10 protein-coding genes and 1 pseudogene are annotated in these 10,455 nt (G+C 69.5%); 10 read left to right on the top strand and 1 reads right to left on the bottom strand.

What is annotated here, in order from left to right:
- The 7 genes and pseudogenes from ACIGWZ_RS37520 to ACIGWZ_RS37490 all read left to right on the top strand — a co-directional run.
- A pseudogene (locus ACIGWZ_RS37520) lies at positions 1–423 on the top strand (transferase); the annotation flags it as partial.
- Positions 420–971 (top strand): RpiB/LacA/LacB family sugar-phosphate isomerase, encoded by a 552-nt coding sequence (locus ACIGWZ_RS37515; RefSeq protein WP_400072215.1) that lies wholly within the window; start codon positions 420–422, stop codon positions 969–971. The pseudogene ACIGWZ_RS37520 and the gene ACIGWZ_RS37515, both read left to right, overlap by 4 nt.
- Complete coding sequence (locus ACIGWZ_RS37510; protein WP_400072213.1) at positions 971–2,182, top strand: DegT/DnrJ/EryC1/StrS family aminotransferase; 1,212 nt, start codon at positions 971–973, stop codon at positions 2,180–2,182. The genes ACIGWZ_RS37515 and ACIGWZ_RS37510 overlap by 1 nt, the downstream gene beginning before the upstream one ends.
- Before the next feature lie 80 nt (positions 2,183–2,262).
- A complete protein-coding gene (locus tag ACIGWZ_RS37505; protein WP_400072211.1) occupies positions 2,263–4,095 on the top strand; it encodes a B12-binding domain-containing radical SAM protein in 1,833 nt (610 codons plus the stop codon).
- Positions 4,092–4,898: a nucleoside phosphorylase gene (locus ACIGWZ_RS37500; RefSeq protein ID WP_400072209.1), complete on the top strand. Its 807-nt coding sequence runs from the start codon at positions 4,092–4,094 to the stop codon at positions 4,896–4,898. Before ACIGWZ_RS37505 ends, ACIGWZ_RS37500 begins: the two co-directional genes overlap by 4 nt.
- 125 nt (positions 4,899–5,023) lie before the next feature.
- A complete protein-coding gene (locus ACIGWZ_RS37495) occupies positions 5,024–5,869 on the top strand; it encodes a glycosyltransferase family 2 protein (protein WP_400072207.1) in 846 nt (281 codons plus the stop codon).
- Positions 5,870–6,166: 297 nt separating this feature from the next.
- Complete coding sequence (locus tag ACIGWZ_RS37490) at positions 6,167–6,622, top strand: hypothetical protein (RefSeq protein WP_400072205.1); 456 nt, start codon at positions 6,167–6,169, stop codon at positions 6,620–6,622.
- Position 6,623: 1 nt separating this feature from the next.
- Here the strand turns inward: ACIGWZ_RS37490 and ACIGWZ_RS37485 are convergent, their stop codons facing one another.
- Positions 6,624–7,268, bottom strand: coding sequence for a hypothetical protein (locus ACIGWZ_RS37485; protein WP_400072204.1), 645 nt, complete (start codon positions 7,266–7,268; stop codon positions 6,624–6,626).
- Positions 7,269–7,429: 161 nt separating this feature from the next.
- Here ACIGWZ_RS37485 and ACIGWZ_RS37480 point away from each other — a divergent pair, with 161 nt between their 5' ends.
- The 3 genes from ACIGWZ_RS37480 to ACIGWZ_RS37470 are packed head-to-tail and all read left to right on the top strand — an operon-like array spanning position 7,430 to position 10,435.
- Positions 7,430–7,789: a hypothetical protein gene (locus ACIGWZ_RS37480; RefSeq protein ID WP_400072202.1), complete on the top strand. Its 360-nt coding sequence runs from the start codon at positions 7,430–7,432 to the stop codon at positions 7,787–7,789.
- A 1-nt stretch (position 7,790) separates the two neighbouring features.
- Positions 7,791–10,226 carry a phage portal protein gene (locus ACIGWZ_RS37475; RefSeq protein WP_400072200.1) on the top strand — a complete coding sequence of 812 codons (2,436 nt, stop codon included), beginning with the start codon at positions 7,791–7,793 and terminating at the stop codon, positions 10,224–10,226.
- A complete protein-coding gene (locus tag ACIGWZ_RS37470; RefSeq protein WP_400072199.1) occupies positions 10,223–10,435 on the top strand; it encodes a hypothetical protein in 213 nt (70 codons plus the stop codon). Before ACIGWZ_RS37475 ends, ACIGWZ_RS37470 begins: the two co-directional genes overlap by 4 nt.
- Positions 10,436–10,455: the final 20 nt, after the last annotated feature.

Here is a 10,455-nt window from a genome sequence, read left to right as displayed (position 1 = left end):
TTCAACTGCGAAGTGACCAACGCGATCCTCTGCGAAGACGCGGTGCTGGGACACCGCATCGGCGTCAACTCCGCGCTCATCGGGGCGGGCGCCCACCTGTCGGCAAACGTCACCCTGGCAGCGATCAGCCTGAGCCCTGACATGCGACGACCCGAACGGGAAATCGTGCTGCGGACCCCGGGCGGGCTCTACCGGTGCGGGACAGCAGCCTTCTCCGCGCTGATCGGAGACCGAGTACAGACCGGCAACTCCATCAGCCTGGGGCCCGGGGTTGTGGTCGGGCGCGGCACCAGCATCAGCAGCGGCGTCATGCTGGCCGCCCGGTGCCTGCCCGCAGAACACCACGTCGCGGCCCCCCACGCCACCGACGCGCACGTCCGGCCCCGGCCCCGGTCGGCCGCCCCGCAGGACGCGACCCCGTGAGCAGCCCCGACTACCCGGACCAGCGGCCGCGCGGCAGCCTGCGGATCGCGATCGGCAGCGACCGGGCCGGCTTCGCCTACAAGCGCGCCCTGGAGACGGAACTCAGGCGGAGCCCCCAGGTGGGCGCGGTGCTCGATGTGGGAGTTGACGAGCGGGCACGAACGGCCTACCCGCTCGTCGCCCTCGCAGCCGGTCAGCTGATCACCGAGGACAAGGCCGACCGCGCCCTGCTGGTGTGCCACACCGGCCTGGGCATGGCGATCGCCGCCAACAAGGTGGCCGGCGTGCGCGCGGTCACCGCCCACGACCCCTACTCCGTACGGCACGCAGTGCTCCACAACGATGCCCAGGTCCTCGCACTAGGGGCCGGCATCGTCGGCCTGGCGGTTGCCCGGCAACTGGTCGCCGCATGGCTGAACCTCCGGTTCGACCCCCGTAGTTCCGCCGCGGCCAAGGTCGCGCTCCTCGGACGCATCGCCCCTTCACAGCCCCTGGCAGCCCCGCACGGTGAACTGCCGCCTGCGGACGGACGAATCGAGGCCCCCTGATGCCCACGGACCCCACCACAGTGCCTGACCTGCGCCGCCCCCTGCACTGGCCCGTCGAACCGGCCCAAGGCGGCTGGTACACGCCCGCCGAGCACGCCGCACTCGCCGCGGCGGCCGATGACTCCGCCAACTGGCGCACCGGCTGGAAACCCACCGCGGCCACCGTGACATTCGAGGAAACCTTCGCCGGATTCTGCGGAGCCCGGCACGCGATCGCCTGCAACTCCGGCGGCTCCGCCCTGGACATGGTGCTCGACGCCCTCGCGCTGCGGCCGGGCGAAGAGGTGATCTCCTGCGCCATCAACTTCGTCGGTCCGCACCTTGCGGTCATACGCCACGGCGGGCAGTTGGTCCTGGCCGAGCCGGACGCCACGACGCTCAACCTGGATGCCCAAGACCTACCTCGCCTGTTCAGTGCCCGTACTCGGGCCATCCTGGTCACCCATTGGAACGGCGCCGTGGCCGACCTGGCGCCCTACCTGGAAGTGGCGGCCCGCCATCCGCACCCGGTGCACGGGCCCCCGGTCGTCATCGTGGACGCCGCCCGAGCCTGCGGCGGACGCGACAGCGCCGGTGTACGCGTCGGGGCCGGCGGCCAGGCGTGGGCCACGGTCTTCTCCTTCGAGTCCAAAAAGCTGATGACGACGCTCGGGCAGGGCGGCATGGTCACCACCTCCGACCCGGTCTTGGCCGACCGCTTGCGTCGGGCCCGCGGGTACGGCGGGCTGGAGGAGTGGGGCACCAACCGGCTCATGACCAAAGCCCAGGCCCAAGTCGGACTGATCCAGCTCGCCCGCCTCGACGCCATGAACGACGCCCGCGTCGAAGTCGCTTCCACCCGCACGGCCGCACTCGGCGACATAACCGAGCTGACCATGCCGCCGACTCTGTCAGGCCAGCGCCACCTCTACTACCGGCACAACCTGCTGGTGCCCCCGAGCTGGGGAGCCGCCGGCCGAAACGCCCTGATGGACGCCCTCGCCAACGAGTACCGCGTCGGCAGCATCATCAGCGATCCGCCCACCTACCGCAGCCACCGCCTGATCGACTTCCACACCCACGACCAGCGCTGCCCACGAGCCGACGCCCTCGCCGACCGCCTGCTGTGCCCCATCCTGCACCCCCAGCTCAGCGACGAGGAACAGACGACCATCAACGCCGCGATCCGCGACGCCACCGCCGACGTCGCCCGCACCCACCCCACCTCCTGACCCGCCCCCGGGGTGCCCGCTTCACCTGGAGCCGACGCCCCGGGGCGACTTCCACACGACCAAAGAAGGGTCACATTGTCATGCTCGCATCCGCGCTCGACACCGAGACCGCCCGCATCCGCGCCCGCGAAACCGTCATCGGCCCCCCGTACGACCGGCCCGACGATCCGGCCGCCGCGGGTCTGCTGCGCATGGTCTTCCTCATCCCCTACGGCCACGCCTACAGCCTCATGTGCGGAGGCCCGATGGGCCTGTACGACATGATCAACCGCAGGGACGACCTGCCCGCCGTCGCCGAACGCGCCCTCGCCTACGACAGCCTGGTGTCCGAGGCCAACCGCTTAACCGTCGCGGACGGCGCCCCGTACCGCACCATCGAGTCGCCCGTCCCCGTTGCCCAAGCCGACATCGTCGGTGTCTCCGCCATCTACTCCGGCGGACTGCACACCATCCTGCGCATGCTCGACCTGGCCGGCATCCCCCGCCGCACCGCGGACCGCACCCCGGGCATCCACCCCCTGGTCGTCGGCGGCAACAGCGGACTGGCCAATCCCGAACCCCTCGCCGACTACCTCGACGTCGTCGCCCTGGGCGACGCAGAGGAGTCCCTGGCCGAGCTGATCCGCATCCTCCACGCCCACCGCTCCAGCCCCCGCACGGACGGACCCTCCCTGCACGAACAGCTCGCGCAGGTTCCCGGCCTGTACGTCCCCTCCCTGTACGAGCCCAGCTTCCTTCCGGGAGGGGGCGTGTCCGCCATGGCCCCCCGCACACCCCACACCCCGGCCCGCGTCCACCCCCAGTACCTGCCAGCCCACGCCCTGCCCGCCGGGCACGTCACCTACCCCATCACCGACGGCACAGCAGCCGGCCTGCACCCCGTCCTCGGCTGCCGCCACAGCTGCCACTTCTGCAACCTGGGCACCCCACCCTTCCGGCAGACGCCGCTCAAACTTCTGACCGACTACATCGACCGCCTCGAACAACTCCGCGTCTCCACGGTCATCATCAGCGCACCCACAATCACCCAGTACCGCCACCGCCAAGAACTCCTGGAGTACCTGGCCGGCTACGTCCAGCGAGCCGCCGCGCAGGACCGCACCGTCACCACCATCATCGGCTCCATCCGAGCCGATGAAATCAACGCCGAATACCTCGATGCCGTCGCTGCCCTCGAAGGCGGCCACCTGTTCACCGAGCTGCAAAGCAGCCAGCACCAGGAGCGCGGCATCATCACCATCGCCCCCGAATGGGCCAGCCCCGACCTGGTTGCCCTCTACGGCAAGACCATGACCCGCCAGCGCGTCGACCACGCCCTCGACCTCTGCCGGGAAAACGGTGCCGTCCGCACCCTGATGCTGTACTTCATCATCGGCGCCCCCGGCGAACGCCCCGAAGACCGACTGGCCATCGCCGACTACGCACGCGACGCCTACGACCGACTGGGCCACCCCGACGCCCGGGTGATCGTCAAACTCCTCCAGTTCATGCCCACCCCCAACACCCCCACCCAACGGCTCGCCATGGCCGACCCCGACTGCGTACGAACCTACGGCGACACCGTCCGCGACCGCCTCCAACACCTCGTCGGCCGGGAGAAGTTCGCTCACTTTGATGTCGTCTACGGCGAGACCAGCCGAATGCACCTGGAAGTGGTCTGCTCCCGCGCAGACCGCCGCATGGGCCATGTTCTGGAAGACCTCTTCAACGCCGGCACCGATCTCGAAACCGTCACCAAAGACGCCCTCATCACCGCTCTCACCCGCCACGGCCTGGACTACGACCACCACCGGCGACACATGGACGACACCGTCCTGCCCTGGCACCCCACCAACCAAGTTGCCCGCGCTGTTGAGGATCGACTCGCCAACGCCCTGTCCCGCCGCGAGCACCAGAGCGAGCCGAACGCATGAACGAGCACCCCGTCCCCCTGCTGCCCGGCAAGCACACCCTGCCGTCCGTCACTGACCCCGCCGAGCACGCCGCCTACGTCCGCACCCGCCACCCCAGTGCCACCCTCACCCACACCGCGGGCACCGTTTTGATCTACCAGCGCGCGCTCCTCGAACACGCCCGCACCCAACCCCACACCCGCTCCAACACCGGCTGGGTGCGCGGCGACCTGCTCATCCACGAGCCCCCCGGCCACGACCCCGTCGCCATCTGCGGCGGCTTCGGCGTCGGCGGCCCGGCAGCCGCCCTCGCAGTCGAACAACTCACCGCCCTGGGCACACCCCGCATCATCACCGTCGGCACCGCCGCAAGCCTCCACAACAGCCTCCTCCCCGGAGACCTGATCGTCTGCGACCGCGCCCTCCGCGGCGACGGCACCTCCCACCACTACCTACCGCCCGGCCCCTACGCTCACCCCTGCCCCCACCTCACCCGCCACGTCGCACACACCCTGCACGCCGCCAACACCCGCTTCCAACACGCGGCGACCTGGAGCACCGACGCCCCATATCGCGAAACAGCGCAGGAAGTGACCTACTACGCCGGCCACGGAGTGATGCTCTGCGACATGGAAACCGCCGCGGTCTTCGCCACCAGCGGCTACCGGGGCCTGCCGGCTGCTGCCGCCTTCAGCACCGCCGACTCCCTGGTCAACCGTCAGCCGCGGCGCCACGAACCGGCCACCGACGCAGGACTGCTCCAGCTCTACGACGCTGCCCTGACCACCTTGCGAGACACCAGAACTGCGCAATTCGCACGCTAAGGTGACCGGAACGCAGCCAGTCAGCAAACACCGCACGACACCCCGTGCATTCGAACGCGGCAAAGGACATCCATCCCGTGCAAACCAACGATGCCGCCCCCCGCGTCGGGGCAGTCGTCTTAACGATGAACGACCGGCCGGAGGACTTCCCCCGCGCGATGGCCACGCTCCTCGACCAGGAGGGCATCGACCTCCGCATCGTCGTCGTAGGCAACGGCTGCACACCCGAGCAGGTCCCCCACGCGGACAACATCCGCTGCGTCGCGCTGCCCGACAACGTCGGTATCCCCGAAGGACGCAACATCGGTGCCCGCCACCCCTACCTCGCGGACAGCGACTGCCTCTTCTTCTTCGACAACGACGCCGTGCTACCCGAACGCAACATCCTCACCGCCTTGGCCGGCGAACTGCGCCACCGTCCCGAACTGGCCTACGTCCAGCCCCGCATCACCGACCCCGACACCAACGTGACCCTGCGCCGCTGGGTACCACGCCTGCGGGCCGGAGACCCCGAACGCGGCGGCACCGTGACGGTCATGGCCGAAGGCGTCGTCATGATCCGCCGCACCTCGTTCGACGCTGCCGGAGGCTGGCCCGGCAGCTTTTTCCTCTTCCACGAGGGCATCGACCTGTCATGGCGGCTGTGGGACCAAGGCGGCAGCGGCCTCTACACACCGCACATCGTCGTTCACCACCCCGCCACCGACCCGGCCCGCCACGCCACCTTCTACCGCCTCAACGCCCGCAACCGGGTCCTGCTCGCCCGCCGCAATCTCCCCGCTCTGCTGATCCCTCTCAACCTCGCCACCTGGGTCGTGCTCACCCTCTGCCGCGTACGTGACCGATCCGCGCTCAGCACCTCGTGGGCAGGCTTTACCGAAGGCGTGCGCAGCCGCGATCACGGACGCCAGCCCATAAGCTGGCGAACCGTCACGCGGCTCACTCTCGCCGGACGCCCCCCGATCTTCTGACAGCGGCTCGCGCCAGCGGGGGGGACTGCTGGTGCCCCCGCTGTGTACCGCCTGGCCGTCTCTGCGGTGAGCCGTGGCGTGCCGCATGCCGACAAGGCCATCTTCGCCCTCGACGCATCGCTCGCCGACGCCTGCGCACCCCCCTGAGTGGCGCCCGGGAGTTCCTTCGTCTCATGAGGACGGGACGCAGAACGGTCGAGAGTTGTAACGCCTGGCGCGGTGACTACGTCTACAAGGCAGGTCAGGCGCTGGCGCTCGGCCATGATTTGATGTATCGCCGCCGGGAGGACCCGCACTGTGCCGACCTCGACTTCAGTAGTCCGCGATCAACTGGAATTCGAACCCTTCGCTGATCTCTTCGCCCTGCCGCAAGAAACTGGCGAGCCGGCCGCCGTCGTCGAAGAGCCGGAAGAGTCCTTGGCGCACGTCTGGATCGTCGCCGCAGAGATCAAGGTTGAGGACAGGGTGGCGAAGCTCGCCGACTTCCGCGGCTCGTTTACGACCGTCCAGGGCACCCGCGTTGACGCCCTTGAGGTGTACTGCCGCTCATGCCGTCGGCCGTACGAAGATGTTGCCGATCAGGACTGCGAGGCCCTGCTCGACAACCGGCACCTGATCGGTGGTGACCAGACACAGCGGGCCAAGCGGAAGGTCCCTGAGCTGCCATCGAATGCAAAGGTCATTCCCGGCGGCGTGATCCAGCGGCGCGGAATCGGTGCTTACGTCTCCGGAGTCTCCCGTCCAGCCCGATAGGTCACCGTGCAGGTACGAGTGCAGCGTCAAGCTGCTCGACGGCCCAGGGCAGCACGACACAGGCCAGCAGAAACCAGGGGTCGAATCGCTTCAGGTCCCAGCTCTCCACGTCGAAATACAGCCCCTCGTAAGAGCATCCGTGCATCTCTTCAAATGCACGGATAGCCGCTCGCAGGCCACCCTCGGTGCTGAGATCGTTCACAAGGCGGCCGTCGAGAAGGTCGCTGTCGATGTCGTAGGGCAGACGGGGAAAGGTGTCGGCCATGTCGGCAACGGTCTGGCGGATGTGGGCGACCGCTCGTTCCGGTGAGTGCACGCGCGCCGTGCCGCTGCCCGGGGCGAGCTTCCCCTCCCAATACAGCGGGTTGACCCGCTCCGAGTGCGAGTTGGGCCGGAACAGCTTGGTCACGTCCTCAGTGTCGACGAACATCCAGCTACCCAGGCCGCCGCGCAGGACGAGCGCGCCGGGCCAGGTAACGACCTCGCACCAGGCCCACGACGCCCGGGGGAAGACGAAGCGCAGGTGCCGATAGGCCCCATCGTCTTTGAGTACGGTCATCGCCGCCCCCTCGACTTCTCCGTCGAAGCGTTCCTTGGCCTGGGCGAGGTGCTGCGCCAGCTCGTCGTAGAGGTCAATCGGGCTCATGAGCGGTTCCTCTCGCTTGGACCCGGGCGCCTGTCGCCGAGCCTCCACCAGTACAACGAACGGCTCGACTGCTGGGGTGCGATGAGATGACGCCGAGCACAGACGGCTGACCCACTCGCCAGGCCGAGACGCAAGCCGCACGGCTTCCTACGGTCCGCCGCGTGAATCCTCCAACGCAGTCTCCGACCCCCGACCACCGGGCGCCCCGGCGTCGCATCGCCCGCGACCTGATCGGCCTCCTACTGGTAGGCACCGGGCTGGTCGGTCTGCTCGGGGCCATCTCCCTCACCGCCCCGCTTGTTGCACTCTTCCTGACTGGGCTATGCCTGGCCGGCGGCGGGATGACCGTCCTCTACCTCAAGCCGCCGCTCCCTGGATGGGCCCGGCTCGTGGCCGGCTACTGCGCACTGTCGACCGGCCTGTGGGTCCTGACCGGGCTCGCGCTATACCTCACGCCGTGGTCCGTGCTCTTCGCCCTGGTGCTCGCGCTCGGCGTCTTCCTGAGCAGCGAGGGGGCCTGACGTGGCGAGACGTCGATGGCTTCCCGCCCTGCGTGCGCGCTTCGCTACGTCACGCCCGCGGGACACCGAAACGAAGACGGTCTCCTGGACCGGCGGCTACACCTCTACCAGCTACGCGGGCACCGCGAACATCTGGTCCACCGAGGGCCGAGCGGACGGATGGGACATCGGGCGCGTCGTCACCGAGGGGTATGAGCGCGTCGTCTGGGTGTACAAGGCCATCGACACCATGGGCAAGCACGCCTCCCGGCTGCCGCTGGAGATCGGCCGGGGCCTGACCGAGGACGGCGAGTTCGCGGAGGTCATCGAGGACCACCCCCTTCTCCGTGTCCTCAACGGCCGTGCCAATCCGGTCGAGACCGGCGCCCAGTTCCGCAAGCGCCTGTCCGCGCAGATCCTGCTCTCCAAGCGCGGCGCGTTCGTCGAGGTCACTCGCTCCAACCGCGGCACCATCACCAGGCTCGACCTCCTGCCACCCGACCGCGTCATGCCCGTGCCTGACCCGCGCGGCGAGTACATCCTCCACTACGAGTTCACGACCCTCCACGGCGAAGTGCGGGAGCTGGACCCCGAACGCGTCCGCTGGATTCGCGACCCCCACCCGACCGACCCCTTCTCCGGCACGACACCACTGGAGGCCGCGGGGATCAGCGTCGAACTGGACCATCTGTCGCGCCTCTACAACGTGGCCTTCATCAAGAACGATGCGCGCCCCGGCGGCATCGTGGCCGTCGACACGACCTCCCTGTCCGACCGGGAGATGGACCGCCTGGAAGCCCGTTTCCTCCCGGGGAGCGAGTTCGCCGGCCACGTGTCCGTGGTCGGCTCCGGCCCCGGCGGCATGAACTACGTCGACCTGGCGGCTCGCCCCAGAGAGATGGCGTACGAGCACGCCGCGCAGAACGCCAAGATCGAAATCCTGGCGGCTTTCGGCGTCCCCGAATCCGTCACCGGCAACGCCTCCGGACGCACCTTCGACAATGCCGAGCAAGAGGAGTTCGGGTTCTGGATTCACACGGAGCTGCCCCACCTGGAACTGATCTCTAACGCGTTCGCCGGTGACCTTGGCGGCCTGGACCGGGCTCTCCGCTTCGACACCAGCACCGTCGAGGCGCTGGAACTCCCCCGCCGCAAGCGGCGTGCTGAGGCCCGCGAGGAGTGGGAGGCCGGGCTGATCTCCGCCGACGAGTACCGGCGGCGCGCGGGGCTCCCCGCGTTCGACAACCCCCACACCCGTGCCCTGTGGATCTCCCCGCAGAAGGCCCCCGTTCCGGCCCGACCCGAGGACGCCGCGGCGCTCGGCATCGCAGGCCCCGGCGACGCCTCCGGCGGCAGCCCGCCGCAGCTCCCGCCCGGCGCCGGCCAGCCCAGTCCGAACGTTCCCCTCCCGCCGAACCCCGACGCGGCCGGCGGGGAGGCGGCGGACGTCGTCGCGCAGGCCCGAGCGGAGGCCGACCAAGCGGCCGTTCCCGGGGCCGCCGCCGCGGCGGTTGCCGGCGCCCGCAGTGACGAGGCTGCAAGCGGCGAACCGGGAGCAGCAGCTGCGGCCGTGGCCGAAGCGCGTCAGGAGCAAGACCGGATACCCGGTGACGCGGCGGCGGCCGTCGCGGAGGCCCGCGGCATCCAGGTCAAGGCGCTGCCCGACGGCACCCCTGGATTCGAAGTCACCGACGACGACTTCAACCAGGCGCAGGAGGCCATCAGCTTCGCCCTGGCCCCGCTGTTCGCACGGCAGGAAGGCGTCATCACCGCCCGACTGCGTTCCCCGAAGGCCCGCAAGGGCACCCGCTTCTGGAAGGACGACGGGCCCACCGACACCCGCGGCGGAGGCCGGCTACTCGACATCGAGCGCATCGTCGGCACCGACCGATGGCTGGAAGAGATCGACAGCGCCCTGTCCCGGGCCCTGGCCGGGCTCGCTTCCGCAGTCGCCGAGCGCACCGCAGCCGCCTTCGGCGCACCCGTTCCGTCGTCGGTTCAGCCCCTGATCACCGTCAGGCTGCTCGACGCGGTGGCCGGCGCCGAGAAGGCGGCCCGGTCGTTCCTGACGAGCCTCGCGACGCTCCTCGCACAGGGCCAGACCGTCACCGACGACCTCGACGACCTGGTCGCGATCGTGCGGACCGCGTTCACCGACATGGCACCACACACGATCAACGGCGCCTCGGAGGCCGCGGCCGTCGCCACCGTCAACGGGACTGCTGAAGCGACCGCCGCGGCGATCGGCCCCGGCATCGTCCGCACCTGGGTCACCCGTCGCGACGACCGCGTACGCGCAGCGCATGAAGTGGTCGATGGCGTCACCCTCCCCGTCAACGCGCCGTTCGACGTGGACGGCTTCCCCATGCGCTTCCCCGGCGACCAGCTCGCCCCCCTCCACCTCACCATCAACTGCCGCTGCCGCCTGCGGTACCGAAATGAAGGAGACACCCTGTGAGTGCGATCGTCTGGGCCGTGTGGACGGCTCTGTTCGGCCTGTTCGAGACGTGGGCGCTGATCAACAAGAAGGACGGTGACACCCTCAGCGAGAACACCAGAAAGCTGTTCCGCACCCGCACTTCGAAGGCGGGCCGGGCCATCTTCGCCGTCGGCTGGATGGGGTTCTCGGGCTGGTTTCTCCTGCACATCCTCACCGAGACCATGTAGCCCGCCCGGCCGGAATTCGA

Source organism: Streptomyces sp. NPDC053427 (assembly GCF_044544985.1).
Taxonomy (GTDB): domain Bacteria; phylum Actinomycetota; class Actinomycetes; order Streptomycetales; family Streptomycetaceae; genus Streptomyces.
Note: the sequence above shows the minus strand (reverse complement) of the source record. Positions and strands in the feature narration are given on the sequence as shown.